The following is a 16,926-nucleotide window of genomic DNA, read 5'->3' on the forward strand; positions in this document are numbered from 1 at the left end:
GCATACGCTAAAGAAGCGGCAAAGCGCCCCCTGTGTCTGTTGCGGTTCGCACGCGCCATATCCCGTGGAAGGATTGCGCGCCGCCCGAAGGATTTGACGGTCGACGATGACGATTTCCAACACCCGCCCCATCACCCCGGAACTCATCGCCTCGCACGGGCTCAAGCCCGACGAATACGAGCGCATTCTCGGCCTGATCGGACGCGAGCCGACCTTTACCGAGCTCGGCATTTTTTCGGCGATGTGGAACGAGCACTGCTCCTACAAGTCTTCCAAGAAGTGGCTTCGCACGCTGCCGACCAAGGGCCCGCGCGTCATCCAGGGTCCGGGTGAAAACGCCGGCGTCGTCGACATCGATGATGGCGACTGCGTCGTCTTCAAGATGGAGAGCCACAACCATCCGTCCTATATCGAGCCCTACCAGGGTGCTGCGACCGGCGTCGGCGGCATCCTGCGCGACGTCTTCACCATGGGCGCCCGTCCGGTTGCGGCGATGAACGCCCTGCGCTTCGGCTCGCCGGATCACCCGAAGACCCGCCACCTCGTTTCCGGCGTCGTTGCCGGCGTCGGCGGCTACGGCAATTCCTTCGGTGTTCCGACCGTCGGCGGCGAAGTCGAGTTCGATGCCCGCTATAACGGCAACATCCTCGTCAACGCCTTTGCCGCCGGTCTCGCCAAAAGCGATGCGATCTTCTACTCCAAGGCCGAAGGCGTCGGCCTCCCGGTCGTCTATCTCGGCGCCAAGACCGGCCGTGACGGCGTCGGCGGCGCGACCATGGCCTCGGCCGAGTTCGACGAATCGATCGAGGAAAAGCGCCCGACCGTGCAGGTCGGCGACCCCTTCACCGAAAAGTGCCTGCTCGAAGCCTGCCTCGAGCTGATGCAGACGGGTGCCGTCATCGCCATCCAGGACATGGGTGCAGCCGGCCTCACCTGCTCGGCCGTCGAAATGGGCGCCAAGGGCGACCTCGGCATCGAGCTTAACCTCGACACCGTGCCGGTGCGCGAAGAGCGCATGACCGCTTACGAAATGATGCTTTCGGAAAGCCAGGAGCGCATGCTCATGGTGCTTGAGCCGGCCAAGGAAGAAGTCGCCAAGGCGATCTTCGTCAAGTGGGGCCTCGATTTCGCGATCGTCGGCAAGACCACGGACGACCTGCGTTTCCGCATTCTGCATCAGGGCGAAGAAGTGGCGAACCTGCCGATCAAGGAACTGGGCGACGAAGCGCCGGAATACGACCGTCCCTGGACCCCGGCCAAGGTCCCGACCGCGCTTGCGACCAACGACATCCCGCAGACGGACGTTGCTGATGCGCTCGTGCAATTGGTCGGTTCGGCCAACAATTCCTCGCGCCGCTGGGTCTACGAACAATACGACACGCTGATCCAGGGCAACTCGCTGCAGCTGCCGGGCGGCGACGCCGGCGTTGTGCGCGTCGAGGGTCACCAGAGCAAGGCGCTGGCCTTCTCCTCCGACGTGACGCCGCGTTATGTCGAGGCGGATCCGTTCGAAGGCGGCAAACAGGCGGTTGCCGAATGCTGGCGCAACCTGACGGCAACCGGCGCGCTGCCGCTGGCAGCAACCGACAATCTCAATTTCGGCAACCCGGAACGTCCTGAGATCATGAGCCAGCTGGTCCATGCCATCAAGGGCATCGGTGAGGCCTGCACCGCGCTTGATTTCCCGATCGTTTCCGGCAACGTCTCGCTCTACAACGAGACCAACGGCCAGGGAATCCTGCCGACCCCCACCATCGGCGGCGTCGGCCTGATCAAGGACTGGTCGAAGATGGCGCGCATCCGGTTTGCCGCTGCCGGCGAAACGATCCTGCTTGCCGGCGCGCCGGAAGGCCTCGGTTCGCACATCGCCCAGTCGGTCTACATGCGCGACGTCCATGGCCGCACTGACGGTCCGGCGCCGCATGTCGACCTCGCACATGAGCGCAAGGTCGGTGACTTCGTCCGTGGGCTGATCGTCGACGGTCTGGCGACATCAGTTCATGACTGCTCGTCCGGCGGCCTGGCTCTCGCCGTTGCCGAAATGGCGATGGCTTCGGATATCGGCGCGACCGTGGATGTGGTCGAAGGTCATGATCCGATTGCTGTTTTCTATGGCGAAGACCAGGGACGCTACGTGCTGACGGTTGCGGCCGGTAACGTCGCTGCCGTTCGCGCCCGTGCGGAAAAGGCAGGCGTTGCCCTGCCGGAAATCGGCAAGACCGGCGGCGATGCCGTCAAGCTCGGTGCAGCGCGCGCCGTCGCAATTCAGCAATTGCGCTCGGCCCATGAATCGTGGTTCCCTGACTTTATGGACGGCTCCAGCAACGCTGCTGCTGCCGCAGAATAATAAAGGGAGTTGGCATATCATGCCCATGGCACCAGGCGACATCGAAGACATGATCAAGGCAGGAATTCCCGGCGCCAAGGTCACGATCCGCGATTTGGCCGGTGACGGCGACCACTATGCCGCCGAAGTCGTGGCCGAAGTCTTTCGCGGAAAGACCCGCGTGCAGCAGCACCAGATGGTCTACAACGCATTGAAGGGCAACATGGGCGGCGTTCTGCACGCCCTTGCCCTTCAGACCAGCGCGCCGGAGTAAGGCTGGAATGGCCGACCTGATCAAGGAACTGGTCAGTGGCGTTGTCGACAGCGCGCTGAAGGAAATCCTGAAGAAGACCGGCGTCAAGCGGACCGCGACGAAGCGGACCAAGCGCCGGACGCGCAAGGCGGCGACGGGTGGCATTCTAGGGGATATCCTGGAAGCCGCCATCGGAAAGCCGGCCAAGAAACAGGTGAGCCGGCGGCGAACCGCCAGCGCACGCAGCAAGACCCGTCGCCGTTCGGCCTGAGCAGTTGTATTAAAACCACATCTTGAGGCCCATCAATATTTGTTGCACTTGGGTGATGAAAATCACCGATATGCATGCTATCTAAGGCCCAATCGATATCCGGTCCTTGAAACCGGGCGCAGGAAGGATGAAAAGATGAGCGGAATTCACGAATTCATCGCGAACGAAGTCAAGACCAACGACGTGGTGCTCTTCATGAAGGGTACGCCGCAGTTCCCACAGTGTGGGTTCTCCGGCCAGGTGGTCCAGATTCTCGATTACATCGGCGTCGACTACAAGGGCATCAATGTCCTTGCCGACGCGGACCTGCGTCAGGGCATCAAGGACTATTCGAGCTGGCCGACCATCCCACAGCTTTACGTGAAGGGTGAATTCGTCGGCGGTTGCGACATCGTCCGCGAAATGTTCCAGGCTGGCGAGCTCCAGTCGCACCTGCAGGAACAGGGAATCTCGGTCAAGGGCGCCGCTGCCTAAGTCAGGCCGCCAACTCCGATCTGGTCGGAAAAGGCGGGTGACCGCCTTTTTTGATTCCGGAATTAAATCCGGATCGTCTAATTTTCGTTGTTCTTTACTAGGCGGAGCACACTCACGCTCTGTCATGAAGTGGTCGCGATAAAGCGGCATAAGCAGCCTGAAAGGGCGTTCGCCCGTTCCCATGCTCCGGCTTGGCCCGGCTGCCCATCGCCGATAGTCCCTTTCGCTTCACATCGGATGCCGCCTGCACCGCTGCGCCGGACCAGGCCCGTCCCCTCAACTGTTCTCGACATGCCGACCGGCATTTTGCCAGCCGACGTCGCCTCTTTCCGGAACAAACTCCGGTCTTGACCTATTTCGGTTGCGTCCGGCGCGCCGCAAGGATTTTGCCTATGACGAGCATGACAGACGAAGCGGCCGCTCCCGGCCTCAGCAAATTTCAGTTCATCGCCTTGATGGCGATGCTGATGGCGGTCAATGCCGTGTCGATCGATATCATGTTGCCCGGCCTGCAGGAGATCGGCGCCAGCCTTGGTGTAACCGACGAAAACCATCGGCAATATGTCATCACCGCCTATCTTATCGGTATGGGCGTGGCGCAGCTTTTCTTCGGCCCGTTGTCTGATCGATTCGGCCGCAAGGCGCCGCTGCTCGTCGGCCTCGGCATTTATGGTGTCTGCGCGATCGCAATCGTCATCGTGCCGACCTTCGGCGCGCTGCTGGCGTTGCGCTTCGTCCAGGGCATCGGTGCAGCCGCGACCCGTGTTATTACCGTGTCGATCGTTCGCGACGTCTATGGCGGCCGTCGCATGGCTGAAGTGATGTCGCTGATCATGATGGTGTTCATGATCGTGCCGGTCATAGCGCCGAGCGTCGGCCAGTTGATCATGATCTTTGCCGAATGGCACATGATCTTCGTCGTCATCGCGCTCTTTGCCTTCACGATCGCAACGCTTGTGGTGTTCCGGCTTCAGGAAACGCTGAACCCGGATCATCGCCGCGCCTTTACCCCTTCGGTCATCCTCAGCGGCTTCAAGATCGTCCTGACGAACCGGCTGTCGCTGTTCTATACGCTGGCGACATCCGTTATCCTCGGGGCGCTCTTCGGCTTCATCAACTCTGCCCAGCAGATCCTGGTCGGGGTCTATGGGCTGGGCCTGTGGTTTCCGGTCGTGTTTGCGGCATTTGCCGGGATGATGGCGGTCGCGTCCTTCACTAATTCGCAGCTTGTTCGGCGCTTCGGCATGCGGGCGCTGTCGCATGCTGCCCTACTCGGCTTCACGCTGGCGAGCTTCCTCTGGATGGCGGCGTCGCTTTATGGTCCGGTGCCCTTCCCGCTGTTCGTGGTGCTCTATGGCGCCGCCATGTTCCAGTTCGGGCTGATCGCGTCGAACTTCAATGCGATGGCGATGGAGCCGCTCGGCCACGTCGCCGGCACGGCCTCCTCGGTGCTCGGCTTCACCCAGACCATCGGCGGCGGCGTCATCGGCGCCTTCATCGGCCAGGCTTTCGATGGGACGGCGACACCGCTCGCGATCGGCTACTTCACCGTCGCGGCGATCGGCGTCGTCTTCGTCCTCATCGCCGAACGCGGAAAGCTGTTCAAGGCACACAATCCGGCAGGCTGACGATAGCCTGCCGGCCGATTATTCCTCCCAGATCTGCTCTTCACGGGTTCGCACAATGACCACGATCACCACACAATCCGAACATGTCGACGGGGTTTCGGGCGCGGCCCGCCTCAATATGGGCCTCGTCGAATTCATCATCACCATTGCCGTCATGACGGCGAGCGTGGCAATCGCCATCGACAGCATGCTGCCGGCATTACCGAGCATCGGCCAGTCGCTGAGCGTCGCCAACTCCAACGACACCCAGCTCGTCATCGGCGTGTTCTTCCTTGGCTTCGGGCTTTCGCAGATCTTCTTCGGCAGCCTTTCCGATACGTTCGGACGTCGCGCCGTGCTGCTCGGCGGCCTTGCCTTCTTCACCGTGTCGATGTTTGCCGCCGCCCTGACCCAGAGTTTCGAAATGCTGCTGGTCCTGCGCTTCGTCCAGGGCATCGGCGCTGCCGCCGTGCGCATCACCACCATGGCGATCGTGCGTGACTGCTTCGGTGGTCGCGAGATGGCGCGGGTGATGTCCTACGTCATGATCGTTTTCATGATCGTTCCGATCGTCGCACCGTCGATCGGTCAGCTCGTCATCCTCTACGCCAACTGGCACTGGATCTTCATCCTGATCGGCATCGTCGGCGCTGTCCTCTTCGTCTGGGCACTGGCCCGCATGAAGGAATCGCTGCCGAAGGAAGAGCGCCTGCCGCTTTCCGTCTCATCGGTCGCATCCGGCTTCAAGACGGTGCTGACCAACCGCATCACCTGCGGCTACATGATCGGCATGACGATGTTCACCGCGGTCATCTGCGCCTACATCGTCACCGTCCAGCAGATCTTCGGCGAGGTCTATGGCCTCGGCGAGTGGCTGCCGATCGCCTTTGCCGGCACTGCCGGCGGCATCGCCGTTGCCAATTTCGCCAACGGCTTCTTCGTGCGCAGCTTCGGCATGCGCCGCATCTCGCACGTGTCGATGATCCTGTTCACGCTGATTTCCGTGATCGGCTTTGCCATGTCGCTCTGGGGCACGCCGGCATTCGTCATCAGCTACCTGATGTTCTCGGTTCTTCTGATGTTCTTCGCTGTCATCGCCACCAACTTCACCGCGATCAGCCTGGAGCCGATGGGTCACCTTGCCGGAACGGCGACCGCGATCACCGGTTTCGTCTCGACGACCGGCGGCGCACTGCTCGGTGGCGCCGTCGGCCAGTTGTTCAATGGCACGCTGCAGCCGTTGCTCGGGGGCTTTGCCCTCTTCGGGCTCGTGACGATCCTGGCCACCCTTTGGGCCGAAAAGGGCAAGCTCTTCACCCATCCCGGCGACAAGGATGTCTCGCTCGACCACGGCGGCGGCCATATGTGATATCGACCTCACCAACAAAAAGCCCGCCTGGATCGCTCCAGGCGGGCTTTTCTGTTTCGACGATGTCGGTGTTTAGATGGTGAAGACTTCGCGACGCAGCGTTTCCCAGCTGTCCTTGTCGGTCGTCAGCAGCAGGCCGCCATTGAGGTGGGCAGGCAGATAGGGCGCGCCGTCGAAGCGTGCGGCATAGGCACCCGCCTCCTGCGCGATCAGTGTGCCGGCCAGATGATCCCAGGGCATCAGCTTCTGGTACATCAAGAAGTGGATGTAGCCGCCGGCAAGGATGCGATACTCGTGCGCGGCGCACCGGTAGCTGGTCGCAATACGGACCTTGGCCAAGTTGGCCATGACTTCGCGCCGCGCCTCTTGGCTGTAGAAGCCCGTCGAGGCGCCGCCGACCATGCTTTCAAGCGGAACGCCTGCAGTCACCGACATGCGCTCCTGCGAGCCGTCAGGACGGCACATCCAGGCGCCGGAGCCCTTCTCGGCGATTACCCAGTCGTTGCCAAGCGGGTCGTAGATGATGCCGGCAACGGTCTCGCCCTTGGACACGACGCTCGCCATGACGCCGAACAGCGGCAGGCCGGCTGCGAAGTTAAAGGTGCCGTCGATCGGATCGACGACGACGGCGAGATCGGCGTCTGCCAGCTTGTCGAGCAGCGCCGGATCGGCAGCAACGGATTCTTCGCCGATGAACACGGCGCCTGGCGCAATCTCATCCATGCGTGCCTTGATCAGGCGCTCGGCTGCCTCGTCGCCCTCGGTGACGAGATCGATCGCTTCCGACTTCATCCGGACATCGCCCGCGCCGAGATTACGAAACCGCGGCAGGATTTCTTTGACCGCAGCCTCCTGCAGCAGATTGGCAAGGGCGGCGATGTCGACGGAATGGCTCATTCTTTGGGCTCCGGTGAGAGGGACTGGAAGTCGAAAAGCTTGGGGTCGAGCAGATGCGAGGGGTTCACATGGCCGAGCGCCCGCAGCATCGTGTCCTTGCGGCCCGGCATGCGTCGTTCGAGGTCGGCAAGCATTGCCTTCATGGCATTGCGCTCAAGGCCGTCCTGCGAGCCGCAGAGGTCGCAGGGAATGATCGGAAATTCCATGGCAGTGGCAAATTTCGCCAAGTCGTCCTCTGCCGCATAGGCCAGCGGCCGCAGCAGCATCAGGTCGCCTTCGTCGTTCAGAAGCTTCGCCGGCATCGAGGCGAGCCTGCCGCCGTGGAAGAAATTCATGAAGAACGTCTCCAGAATATCCTCGCGGTGATGGCCGAGCACCAGCGCATCGCAGCCCTCTTCGCGCGCGATCCGGTAAAGATTGCCGCGGCGCAGCCGCGAACAGAGCGAGCAATAGGTGGCGCCTGTCGGCACCTTTTCCTTCACGATCGAATAGGTGTCGCGATACTCGATACGGTGCTTAACGCCGATCGAGGCCAGGTATTCCGGCAGGATATGCTTCGGAAAATTCGGCTGCCCCTGATCGAGGTTGCAGGCGACAAGCTCGACGGGCAGCAGCCCGCGCCATTGCAGGTCCATCAGCAGTGCCAGCAGGCTATAGCTGTCCTTGCCGCCTGAAATCCCGACCAGCCAGCGCTTGGCGCCCTTCAGCATGCCGAAATCGTCGAGCGCCTGGCGCGTCTGCCGCAAGAGCCGCTTGCGCAGCTTGTTGAAGGAGACCGACGACGGCATGCGTTCGAAGATCGGATGAAGACCCGTCTCGATATCGCCGTCTTCAACGGCATTGTCGATTGCGTCAGGCGAAAGGGCTGGCGAATGATCCATGGCAACGATCCTGGAATGGCCGGCTCGGGAAGGAGAGCGCACGGCACGTCACGGCCAGCACTTGCCCCGTTCCATCCGCAAGATCAAGGGAAAACGGCCCTTCGTCCGAAATCAGGAGCCAAACACCGACCAACCGGTGCGGGCGGCCAACATCTCCAGCGCCAGCGATCCCAACAGCGAATTGCCGTTCTCGTTCAGGCCCGGCGACCAGACGGCGACGGAGGCCTTGCCGGGTGCGACCGCGAGAATGCCGCCGCCAACACCGCTCTTGCCGGGCAGACCGACGCGATAGGCGAAATCGCCCGAGCCGTCATAGTGGCCGCAGGTCAGCATCAGCGCGTTGATACGTCGGGCCCGCTGGCGCGATACGACGGAATGGCCGGTCAGCGGGTTGGTGCCGCCGGCTGCCAGAAACAGGCCCGCCTTGGCGAGCTGGCTGCAGGTCATTGCCAGAGCGCAATGGTGGAAATAGACGCCGAGCACATGCTCGACCGGGTGATCGAGCCGGCCGAAGGAGCGCATGAAGTTGGCAAGCGCGAAATTACGGAAGCCGGTCGCCGTCTCGGAGCGCGCGACCTCGTGGTCTATGACGATGGCATCGTCATCTGCGAGATAACGAACGAACTGGACGATCTCGCCGATCAGTTCGCGCGGCGTGTGGCCGGCAAGGATCAGGTCGCTGATGGTGATCGCGCCGGCATTGATGAACGGGTTGCGCGGCTTGCCGCCTTCCTGCTCGAGCTGGACGATCGAGTTGAAGGCCGAGCCTGAAGGTTCGCGGCCGACGCGGTGCCAGATGGTCTCACCGTGCTTGCCGAGCGCCAGCGTCAGGGTGAATACCTTGGAGACGCTCTGGATGGAGAACGGCACCTCGGCGTCGCCGACCCGGTGCACCTGCCCGTCGGTGGTGACGATTGCCATTCCGAAGTGTTTCGGAGAAACGCGCGCAAGCTGTGGGATGTAGTCGGCGACCTTGCCCTCGCCGAGCCGTGGCGTCAGCTCGCGGTAAATGTCCTCGATGATCGCCTGCAGGTCCTGCGGCGTCTTCTGCTCCGGCATGCGATTTCCCCTTCGTCGCGCGAGCCATTGTCCCGCCGAGGCGACCAAGTCCCCGTCGCGGAACAAGACGCGCGGCAGATCAAACAGCCACGTATCTGAAGAGACAAAAAAACCGCCCGTTTCCGGGCGGTTTCGATCGTTCACAAGGCCAGAGCCTCGGATTAACGCGAATAGAATTCGACGACGAGGTGCGGTTCCATGACGACGGCGTAAGGCACGTCGGAGAGAACCGGAACGCGGACGAAGGTTGCAACCATCTTGTTGTGGTCGACTTCGATGTAATCCGGAACGTCGCGCTCAGCGAGCTGAACGGCTTCGAGAACCGTAACGAGCTGCTTGGACTTTTCCTTGACTTCGATGACGTCGCCCGGCTTGCAACGGTAGGAACCGATGTTGACGCGAACGCCGTTAACCTTGACGTGGCCATGGTTGACGAACTGACGTGCGGCGAAAACGGTCGGAACGAACTTTGCGCGGTAGACGATCGCGTCGAGACGCGATTCGAGCAGGCCGATCAGGTTCTCCGGGGTGTCGCCCTTGCGGCGGTCAGCTTCGGCGAAGATCGCACGGAACTGCTTTTCGCGGATGTCGCCGTAGTAGCCCTTGAGCTTCTGCTTGGCGCGCAGCTGCACACCGAAGTCCGAAAGCTTGGACTTGCGACGCTGGCCGTGCTGGCCCGGGCCGTATTCGCGGCGGTTAACCGGCGACTTCGGACGGCCCCAGATGTTTTCGCCCATACGGCGGTCAATTTTGTACTTGGACGATTCGCGCTTGCTCATCGCATTTCCTTTCAGTCGGTTACACCGGTCTGTTGCCAAACCGGATCAAGGAAACACGCCCTCCTCTGAACCCATTTTGAGAGTTCTGACAGGATTCTCACGATCACGCTGCCGGAGAAACCACGGGACATGTCAAATGAAACACCGGACATTTCTGCCCGGCGTTGGGGCGGCTTTAGGGCTTCCAGCCGCCATTGTCAAACGAAATCACCGTATTCGGCACCATTTCAGGCAGGGTCGCCAGCCTGTTGGTTTTCCAAGGAAACAAGCAGCGTTTTCAATAGCGCTGCCAGTGCTGCGCGTTCCTCCGGCTTCAGACCTGCGATATAGCGCGCCTCGCTCGCCATGTCAGCCCGAAACGCGGCTTCGGCAAGCGCTATGCCCTTCTTCGTCAACCCAACCACGCTGCTGCGTCCATCCGATACCGAGCGCTCGCGCAGGATCAGCCCCGCCTTTTGTAATCGATCGAGTCGATGTGTCAGTCCGCCTGACGAAATCATCAGCAATGTATAAAGGTCGGTCGGCGTGAGGCGATACGGTGGGCCGGAGCGCCGGAGTGTTGAGATCACGTCGAATTCGCCGCGGTCGAGACCGAAGGAGGCAAAGGTTTCCTCGATCGACGGACGCACGAGATTAGAAAGCCGATAGGCCCGCCCGAGGATGGTCATTGGCTCCGTATCGAGATCCGGCAATTCGCGATCCCATTGCGCGCGCAACCGGTCGACGTGGTCCCTCTCCTCTTGCTCATGCTGCATTATCAACTCCGCGGTGTTTGGCAATATATCTTGACGAGAAGATATTTTTACATAATATCTTCTCGTCAAGATAATTCATTCGAACCGGTAAACCAACCCCGATGGAGGCCAGCATGTTTCATGTCATTCCCCGTGCAGAGCAGAAACAGAGCCCCAACCGGACGATCCTCTTTGAAGGGGGGCAGTACGGCACGCCGGTTTCGCTTTTCCTGATGGATGCGGAGCCTGGCCAAGGGCCGGCGCTTCACGTTCACCCCTATCCGGAGACCTGGCTCATTCATTCGGGCGAGGCGGAGTTCACGGTCGGTGAGCAGACGCTCATCGGCAAGGCCGGCGACATCATCATCGTCGATCCCAGCACGCCGCACCGTTTCGTCAACAGCGGCAACACCCGGCTTGAGATGACCTGCATCCACGCGTCCGACCGCGTGATTCAGGAGTGGGTTTGACGCCCCGCAAGCGACGGGTGGCGTTGTGCATCGGTACCGTCTCGTCTTCAAATACTTGGAATTGAAGCCTCGGGCGGAGGACGTGCCTATTCAGCTGCAGCGGCGGACGGATCCATTGCATCCGGCCCGTTGGCGTCGCCCGGCGCCGTTTCGTGGCCGAGGTCCGGAAAGGCGACTATACGCTTGCCGGTGAAATCGGCATGGACGACAACGAGCCCATTCTCCTCGAAATAGCCGAGCAGGCGTCTGGCGCGTCGTGCGGAATGGGTGCCGTAGGCGCGCGCGATCATCGCGTCCGACGGACAGGCAAGGCCGCGCACGGCCGCCTGCGCCATCATCAGGAACACGCCCTGCAGGTCCTCGGTGACGCGATCGGCAAGCCGGAGCGCCGACGCCCAGGCCTCTGTCGCCGCAGTCTCAGTGTCGACGCCGGAGCGGGCAATTGCCATCTTGCGCCGAAATGCGCTCAAGGACAGGGCTGCTCCCGGCACGCGGCGAATCCGGCAGCGCACGAGGAAATCCTGGAACAGTTCGGCATCCGGCCGGAACGCGGCATCGGGATTGGCGAGAATCTCGGTAAACAGACCGTCCAGCAGCGCACCGCGCTCCTCCGCCGACATTTCCGGCTGGGCTGGCCTGGTTTCCACCGGGGCGACCGGTTCGGGGCGCGGCCGGGAAAGCTCCGCGAGAATATCGGTTGCCGGGCGCGGCGGCGGTACGGCACGGCGCATGATCGGCCGCGTCAGTTCGTCGGCGTCAGGCGTGAAGATCAGGTCTTCCACGTCCTGCGGCGCTTCCGGCAGCGGCATCAGCTTCGGGCTCGTCGAGCGTGCTGAAGTCTCGACGGCACCGATCGTCACCTTCAGCGGCCGGCGCGACAGCGCCGGGCCAAGGGCGACGAAGGAGCCGCGCTTCAGATCGCGGAACATTTCGGCCGTGCGGCGATCCATGCCGAGCAGGTCGGCAGCGCGCAGCATGTCGATATCAAGGAATGTGCGGCCCATCAGGAAGTTGGACGCCTCCGCCGCCACGTTCTTGGCAAGTTTTGCCAGGCGCTGCGTGGCGATGACGCCGGCAAGTCCACGCTTTCGGCCACGGCACATGAGGTTGGTCATCGCGCCGAGCGAGATCTTGCGGACTTCTTCGGTGACGTCACCAGCGACCGACGGCGCAAACATCTGCGCTTCGTCGACCACCACGAGTACGGGATACCAGTATTCCCGATCCGCATCGAACATGGCGTTCAAGAAGACGCCGGCGCTGCGCATCTGCTGTTCGATGTCGAGACCTTCGAGCGAAAGCACGCAGGAAACTCGGTGCTGACGAATGCGCGTGGCAATGCCGATCAGCTCAGCGTCCGTGCGCTCACCCTCGACGACCACATGGCCGAACTTGTCGGCAAGTGTGACGAAATCGCCCTCGGGGTCGATGATGCATTGCTGCACCCATGGCGCAGACTGCTCCAGCAACCTTCTTAGAAGGTGCGATTTTCCCGAACCGGAATTGCCCTGCACCAGAAGACGGGTGGCCAGAAGCTCTTCGATATCGAGCGAGGCCGAGGTCCCTTCGGACGTCGCTCCCATGTCGATGCCGACCTTCATTTCCACCTCTTCATTTTGGATTGATTCGCGACCATGCTGAGTTCGCCAAACGAGCGACACCTAGCACGGTTTTGCCGGCGGTCATGCAACCGCTGCAGAAAACCCACAGGGAATACCGCGTTGTGGACCATGGAAAGATCGGCCAGTTCACCCGGTTGTTTGCGCGGAAACGTTGAATAAACCTATTGATACATCTTTAACAAGCGCCTGCCCCGGCCCATACGTCTTTGAGCGACCGGGATTTCCGGGCCACGAATGGATCAGAACGAGACCGAAAACCACTTCCAGATGAACTACGAGGATGGTCAACGCATCGTCTCGAAAAAGGAATCCGCGCAATCAGGCCGCGCGAACTTCCTGATTGCGATTGCGCTCGCCGCGTCGATTGGCGTCCTGCTGGCGATCTTCTTCTAGCCGATCGTTTCGCTGGCGGCCGTCTGTTCGGGGGTAGTGACGTTCGACATGACGGTCAGGCCGAAGCCCTGCATCAGCCGGCGTGTGGAAAAATCGGGATTTCCCGAAGTGAAGATCGCCGGGTCCTCGCCGTTCAACGGCTCAAAGCCGTCGGGCAGCGGCACGAGCGAGCGGGCCCGCCGGGCGATGGCCTCGGCTGGATCCAACCAGTCGACCGGCCAGGGCGCCAGCTTGCGGAACAGATTGGCCAGAAAGGGATAATGCGTGCAGGCGAGAACGACGATATCGGTCTTGCGGCCATCCATCTCGATGAAGCACGGGGTGATCTCGGCCAATACCTCCGCATCATCGAGCTTTTCGCCGCGAATATAGGCCTCGGCCATCTTGGCGAGGTTCTCCGATCCGACCAGGCGGACATGGCATTGGCTGGCGAAGGACTGGATGAGGTCGCGCGTATAGGCGCGCTTGACCGTGCCTGGTGTCGCAAGCACGGAAACCAGCCCCGAGCGCGTGCGCTCGGCCGCGGGCTTGATCGCCGGCACGGTGCCAACGAAGGTCATCTGCGGAAAGGCGGCGCGCAGATCGGCACCGACGAGGGTGAATGCGGTGTTGCAGGCAATCACGCAGATTTCGGGATCGTGCTCGGCCAGCAGCCGGCCAAAGAGCGCGATGACATGGGCGCGCAAGGCCTCTTCCTCCCAGCCGCCATAGGGGAAGCCGGCATCGTCGGCGATATAGATGAAATGCCGCTCCGGCATCAGCACCCTCGCCTCGCGCAGCACCGTGAGCCCGCCGATGCCGCTGTCGAAGACGAGAATGGGTTTCAGTTCAGTCGCTGTCACCGCTGTCTGATACTTTCTTGTTGTGCTCGGCCCTGCTGTGATCAACGGGAGCGCCGGAACCTCGGGGATGTTCACGCGAAAACCGATCGAGCGACGAAATCACGCCGCGCAGCACCCGGATTTCCGTTTCGGTAAAGGCTGGTCTGGTCAGAACTGTGCGCAGATTTTCGACCAATTTCGGCTTTTTGTCGGCGGAGCGGAAATAGTTGCGCGCTTCCAGCGCATCCTCGAGGTGATCGAACAGGCCCTGCAGATCGTCTTTCTTCGCCGGACGCTGCTCCAGTGCCTGGAACGACGTCTGGTCTTCGCTTTCCATGCCCGTCTTCAGCCACTCGTAGGACATTAGCAGCACCGCCTGGGCGAGATTGAGCGAAGCGAAAGCCGGATTGACGGGGAACGTCACAATCTCGTCGGCAAGCGCCACTTCCTCGTTCGTCAATCCGGTGCGCTCGCGGCCGAAGATGATGCCGGTCGCCTCGCCGGCTACGAAGCGCTGTCTCAGCGTGCGCGCCGCCACTATCGGCGAGCGAACCGGCTTGTAGCCGTAACGGTCGCGCGCCGTTGTCGCATAGACGAAGTTGAGGTCGGCGATCGCCTCTTCCAGCGTGTCGTAGAGCTTGGCGCCTTCGATGACGTGGTCGGCGCGGCTGGCGGCAGACTGCGCCTTTTCGTTCGGCCAGCCATCGCGCGGGTTGACGAGGCGCAGTTCAGACAGGCCGAAATTGGCCATGGCGCGGGCAACCATGCCGATATTCTCGCCGAGCTGCGGATAGGCGAGAATGATCGCCGGTCCTTCGGTCAGGAGTTCTCGTTCGCTGTTGGTGCCTGCCATGTCTTTCGCCTTCGCCTTCTGTTCGGCGCTTCCCTCGCACAAAAGACCGGAAAATTAAAGTCCGGCCGACATGCTGAGGACTGCGGGCATCACGGTGTTGCCGGATGCAGACGGCTGAGGGAGATGCCGATCATCTCCAGCCCCAGTTCCGCATCGTCCTTCGATATCGGCAGATGTCGGCTGACTGGCCCGGCGACGCGGCCGCCGTCGTAGAAATAGCCGGCCCCTTTCTCCGCGATCGAGCGAACCAATGTCAGATTTTCGTCGATGTCGGTGTGGAACGTGGAGCCGACGGCGTCGGCCTCGTCGGCAACGCGACGGGCAAACACGCGCGCCCAATAGGTGCACCCCATGAAGATCGCCAGCGTCTGCCTGACGTGGCCGGGGCGCGTGACAAGCTGCCAGGAAACGCCAAGGGGCTTGGCCGCCGCGGCAAGCTCGCGGTAGGCGCGGTCGACGGACTGCGACCGCGCAATCAGCGCCATGCCGGAGGCGCCCTCCTTCGCCGCTTGCAGCAGTCCTGTCAGTTCGCCACACCAGGCCTTGATCGCGAGATCAAGCGATGTTCGCGTACGGGTCGGGAAAACCACGAAGGCAACCACAGTACCGGCGATGGAGCCGATCAGGGTTTCCTCCAGCCGCAGCTGCAGCAGCTGTGGGGTCAGCACGCCCATCAGGCTGTAGAGCAGCGACAGCACGATAGAGACGAAGAAGGTCATCGACGCATAGGAAACTGCGAGGAAATAGAACGCGAGAAAGATGCAGAGCGCACTCAGCGGCAGCACCAAATAGATGTTTCCGGCAACCAGCGTGCCGGCGACGATGCCGACCACGATGCCAAATAGCGTACCGGCCGAGCGCTGTAGCGCCTTGACCGCCGTATCGCCGCGCGAGCGGGTGTTGGTAAAAACGAGAAAGGCAGCCAGCACCGCCCAGAACCATCGGTCGCGCGACAGCATCAGCCCGAACACCATGGCGATGCCGGCGGCGAGCGTGATCTGGATGGCCGTTTTGAGCGCCGGATTAGACACTGTCAGCTTTGGACGCGTGGACGCCGGGGCAACGGCTCGCTCCACCGGATCCTCGAGATCATGCGCGTCGAGTTTTTCCAGGCTATGGGCGAGGCGCTGGCGAACATTGCGCAGCCACGAGAGCGCCTTGACGGTCTCGACAAGCCGCTCGTTCGTGCGGTCGATGCGCGCCGTCTCCGCTTCGATCTCGGCGGAGTTGCGCGTAAGCATCGCTTCGACCAATGCGACCGGAGGCATGGCCTGAAGGCTCAGCACGATGACGCTTTCTGCCGCCAGATGCAGGTCGAAAAGGTTGATCACCACATCCGACGAGGCAAGGCCGGGCTCGGGTTCCGGGCGTCGGTTCTCGGTCGGAATGAAACTTTCCGCCATCAGCACCGCCTCCTTGAGGCGCTCTTCCCTCCGGTGCAGCCGGGTGCGATCCGTCTCGATCAGGGTCGGTTTGCGTGCGACATCGACCAGCTCCTCCAGCATCTGGTCGACGCGCTGCTGGACGCTGGCCGCAGCGCGCATGAGGTCGCGATAGCGGTGGTCGGGCAGAAGCACGGTGCGGACCAGGTGGGCGACCATGGCCGAAACCGCTGCACCGAAGACCAGTGCGGGCAACTGGTCAATCGTCGGACGCAGATAAGCTCCGATGAAATAGGACATGAAGGCGAACATGCCGACGGCAAACCATCTCGGCCCGAAGGAGCGACAATAGACCGCCAGGAAGATGATCGACAGGAAAACGACATCGGAGACGTAGCGGTGGCTCTCCAGCACCGAGGCCAGCGCGACCATCGAGACGCCAACGATGACGGCGATTATACGGGTCACGAGCTGTTCGCCGTGCGTGCGGTCGCGGACGGCAAGGCCGCCTTCGATCGAGAGCGAAACGGCAAGGCCGTAGGCTGCCGGCGGCAATGGCGCCACGAGATAGTGGAAGGCCATCAGCAGGCAAACCGACGAAACGATCGTCGCGGTGATGCGCGTCGCCTGGCGCAGCCGGGAAAAGGCAGGATCATTGGCGAGAAGCCAGTCGCGCACGCGGGAGCGAATTTCCATCGGATGCCTTTTGCCTGCTACGGTGACCATCGACGCGTC

The 16,926-nt window shown here is 62.0% G+C and carries 17 protein-coding genes; 8 read left to right on the forward strand and 9 right to left on the reverse strand.

The genetic code is table 11. The features are described 5' to 3' along the window. Window positions 1–106 precede the first annotated feature (106 nt). The 6 genes from purL to ASD52_RS29105 all read left to right on the forward strand — a co-directional run bounded on the left by purL (window position 107) and on the right by ASD52_RS29105 (window position 6,300). Window positions 107–2,347: a phosphoribosylformylglycinamidine synthase subunit PurL gene (purL, locus tag ASD52_RS29080; RefSeq protein WP_025427157.1), complete on the forward strand. Its 2,241-nt coding sequence runs from the start codon at window positions 107–109 to the stop codon at window positions 2,345–2,347. A 19-nt stretch (window positions 2,348–2,366) separates the two neighbouring features. Then, window positions 2,367–2,600 (forward strand): BolA family transcriptional regulator, encoded by a 234-nt coding sequence (locus ASD52_RS29085; RefSeq protein ID WP_025427158.1) that lies wholly within the window; start codon window positions 2,367–2,369, stop codon window positions 2,598–2,600. A gap of 7 nt (window positions 2,601–2,607) precedes the next feature. Beyond that, entirely contained in the window at window positions 2,608–2,850 is a 243-nt protein-coding gene (locus tag ASD52_RS29090; RefSeq protein ID WP_025427159.1) for a hypothetical protein, read from the forward strand. Between the two features lie 135 nt (window positions 2,851–2,985). After that, a complete protein-coding gene (gene grxD, locus ASD52_RS29095) occupies window positions 2,986–3,324 on the forward strand; it encodes a Grx4 family monothiol glutaredoxin (protein ID WP_025427160.1) in 339 nt (112 codons plus the stop codon). 392 nt (window positions 3,325–3,716) lie between these two features. Beyond that, on the forward strand, window positions 3,717–4,952 hold the full coding sequence (locus ASD52_RS29100) for a multidrug effflux MFS transporter (protein WP_025427161.1): 1,236 nt from the start codon (window positions 3,717–3,719) through the stop codon (window positions 4,950–4,952). A 55-nt stretch (window positions 4,953–5,007) separates the two neighbouring features. After that, window positions 5,008–6,300, forward strand: a complete 1,293-nt coding sequence (locus ASD52_RS29105; protein ID WP_025427162.1) for a multidrug effflux MFS transporter — start codon at window positions 5,008–5,010, stop codon at window positions 6,298–6,300. Between the two features lie 72 nt (window positions 6,301–6,372). Here the strand turns inward: ASD52_RS29105 and ASD52_RS29110 are convergent, their stop codons facing one another. The 5 genes from ASD52_RS29110 to ASD52_RS29130 form a co-directional block, all read right to left on the reverse strand. Next, window positions 6,373–7,197: an inositol monophosphatase family protein gene (locus tag ASD52_RS29110; protein WP_025427163.1), complete on the reverse strand. Its 825-nt coding sequence runs from the start codon at window positions 7,195–7,197 to the stop codon at window positions 6,373–6,375. Beyond that, window positions 7,194–8,078, reverse strand: a complete 885-nt coding sequence (gene ttcA / locus ASD52_RS29115; RefSeq protein WP_025427164.1) for a tRNA 2-thiocytidine(32) synthetase TtcA — start codon at window positions 8,076–8,078, stop codon at window positions 7,194–7,196. Before ttcA ends, ASD52_RS29110 begins: the two co-directional genes overlap by 4 nt. Before the next feature lie 111 nt (window positions 8,079–8,189). After that, complete coding sequence (locus tag ASD52_RS29120) at window positions 8,190–9,137, reverse strand: glutaminase (protein ID WP_025427165.1); 948 nt, start codon at window positions 9,135–9,137, stop codon at window positions 8,190–8,192. 161 nt (window positions 9,138–9,298) lie between these two features. Beyond that, the gene (gene rpsD, locus ASD52_RS29125) at window positions 9,299–9,916 is read right to left on the reverse strand and encodes a 30S ribosomal protein S4 (RefSeq protein WP_025427166.1); all 618 of its coding nucleotides are present in this window, start codon (window positions 9,914–9,916) and stop codon (window positions 9,299–9,301) included. Between the two features lie 227 nt (window positions 9,917–10,143). After that, window positions 10,144–10,671 (reverse strand): MarR family transcriptional regulator, encoded by a 528-nt coding sequence (locus tag ASD52_RS29130; protein WP_057214325.1) that lies wholly within the window; start codon window positions 10,669–10,671, stop codon window positions 10,144–10,146. A 113-nt stretch (window positions 10,672–10,784) separates the two neighbouring features. Between ASD52_RS29130 and ASD52_RS29135 the strand changes: the two genes are divergently transcribed. Continuing rightward, window positions 10,785–11,120, forward strand: coding sequence for a cupin domain-containing protein (locus ASD52_RS29135; protein WP_025427168.1), 336 nt, complete (start codon window positions 10,785–10,787; stop codon window positions 11,118–11,120). A gap of 86 nt (window positions 11,121–11,206) precedes the next feature. Here ASD52_RS29135 and ASD52_RS29140 read toward each other — a convergent pair whose 3' ends face one another. After that, window positions 11,207–12,721 carry an ATP-binding protein gene (locus tag ASD52_RS29140; RefSeq protein ID WP_025427169.1) on the reverse strand — a complete coding sequence of 505 codons (1,515 nt, stop codon included), beginning with the start codon at window positions 12,719–12,721 and terminating at the stop codon, window positions 11,207–11,209. 255 nt (window positions 12,722–12,976) lie between these two features. Between ASD52_RS29140 and ASD52_RS38925 the strand changes: the two genes are divergently transcribed. Beyond that, window positions 12,977–13,135, forward strand: coding sequence for a hypothetical protein (locus tag ASD52_RS38925; protein ID WP_156407977.1), 159 nt, complete (start codon window positions 12,977–12,979; stop codon window positions 13,133–13,135). On the opposite strand, the gene murI is transcribed toward ASD52_RS38925, so the two are convergent. From murI to ASD52_RS29155, 3 genes are all read right to left on the reverse strand, one after another. After that, complete coding sequence (gene murI, locus ASD52_RS29145) at window positions 13,132–13,977, reverse strand: glutamate racemase (protein ID WP_025427170.1); 846 nt, start codon at window positions 13,975–13,977, stop codon at window positions 13,132–13,134. The two genes, ASD52_RS38925 and murI, sit on opposite strands and share 4 nt — an antisense overlap. After that, window positions 13,964–14,809 carry an RNA methyltransferase gene (locus ASD52_RS29150; protein ID WP_025427171.1) on the reverse strand — a complete coding sequence of 282 codons (846 nt, stop codon included), beginning with the start codon at window positions 14,807–14,809 and terminating at the stop codon, window positions 13,964–13,966. The genes murI and ASD52_RS29150 overlap by 14 nt, the downstream gene beginning before the upstream one ends. An 89-nt stretch (window positions 14,810–14,898) precedes the next feature. Then, window positions 14,899–16,887: an FUSC family protein gene (locus ASD52_RS29155; protein ID WP_057208679.1), complete on the reverse strand. Its 1,989-nt coding sequence runs from the start codon at window positions 16,885–16,887 to the stop codon at window positions 14,899–14,901. Window positions 16,888–16,926 lie beyond the last annotated feature (39 nt).

The sequence above is a fragment of the Ensifer sp. Root142 genome, assembly GCF_001426785.1.
GTDB lineage: Bacteria > Pseudomonadota > Alphaproteobacteria > Rhizobiales > Rhizobiaceae > Ensifer > Ensifer canadensis.

Excerpts from the sequence above, each read along its gene's own strand:
- purL (WP_025427157.1), top strand. The coding sequence starts at position 107 with ATGACGATTTCCAACACCCGCCCCATCACCCCGGAACTCATCGCCTCG.
- ASD52_RS29085 (WP_025427158.1), top strand. The coding sequence starts at position 2,367 with ATGCCCATGGCACCAGGCGACATCGAAGACATGATCAAGGCAGGAATT.
- ASD52_RS29090 (WP_025427159.1), top strand. The coding sequence starts at position 2,608 with ATGGCCGACCTGATCAAGGAACTGGTCAGTGGCGTTGTCGACAGCGCG.
- grxD (WP_025427160.1), top strand. The coding sequence starts at position 2,986 with ATGAGCGGAATTCACGAATTCATCGCGAACGAAGTCAAGACCAACGAC.
- ASD52_RS29100 (WP_025427161.1), top strand. The coding sequence starts at position 3,717 with ATGACGAGCATGACAGACGAAGCGGCCGCTCCCGGCCTCAGCAAATTT.
- ASD52_RS29105 (WP_025427162.1), top strand. The coding sequence starts at position 5,008 with ATGACCACGATCACCACACAATCCGAACATGTCGACGGGGTTTCGGGC.
- ASD52_RS29110 (WP_025427163.1), bottom strand. The coding sequence starts at position 7,197 with ATGAGCCATTCCGTCGACATCGCCGCCCTTGCCAATCTGCTGCAGGAG.
- ttcA (WP_025427164.1), bottom strand. The coding sequence starts at position 8,078 with ATGGATCATTCGCCAGCCCTTTCGCCTGACGCAATCGACAATGCCGTT.
- ASD52_RS29120 (WP_025427165.1), bottom strand. The coding sequence starts at position 9,137 with ATGCCGGAGCAGAAGACGCCGCAGGACCTGCAGGCGATCATCGAGGAC.
- rpsD (WP_025427166.1), bottom strand. The coding sequence starts at position 9,916 with ATGAGCAAGCGCGAATCGTCCAAGTACAAAATTGACCGCCGTATGGGC.
- ASD52_RS29130 (WP_057214325.1), bottom strand. The coding sequence starts at position 10,671 with ATGCAGCATGAGCAAGAGGAGAGGGACCACGTCGACCGGTTGCGCGCG.
- ASD52_RS29135 (WP_025427168.1), top strand. The coding sequence starts at position 10,785 with ATGTTTCATGTCATTCCCCGTGCAGAGCAGAAACAGAGCCCCAACCGG.
- ASD52_RS29140 (WP_025427169.1), bottom strand. The coding sequence starts at position 12,721 with ATGAAGGTCGGCATCGACATGGGAGCGACGTCCGAAGGGACCTCGGCC.
- ASD52_RS38925 (WP_156407977.1), top strand. The coding sequence starts at position 12,977 with ATGGATCAGAACGAGACCGAAAACCACTTCCAGATGAACTACGAGGAT.
- ASD52_RS29150 (WP_025427171.1), bottom strand. The coding sequence starts at position 14,809 with ATGGCAGGCACCAACAGCGAACGAGAACTCCTGACCGAAGGACCGGCG.
- ASD52_RS29155 (WP_057208679.1), bottom strand. The coding sequence starts at position 16,887 with ATGGAAATTCGCTCCCGCGTGCGCGACTGGCTTCTCGCCAATGATCCT.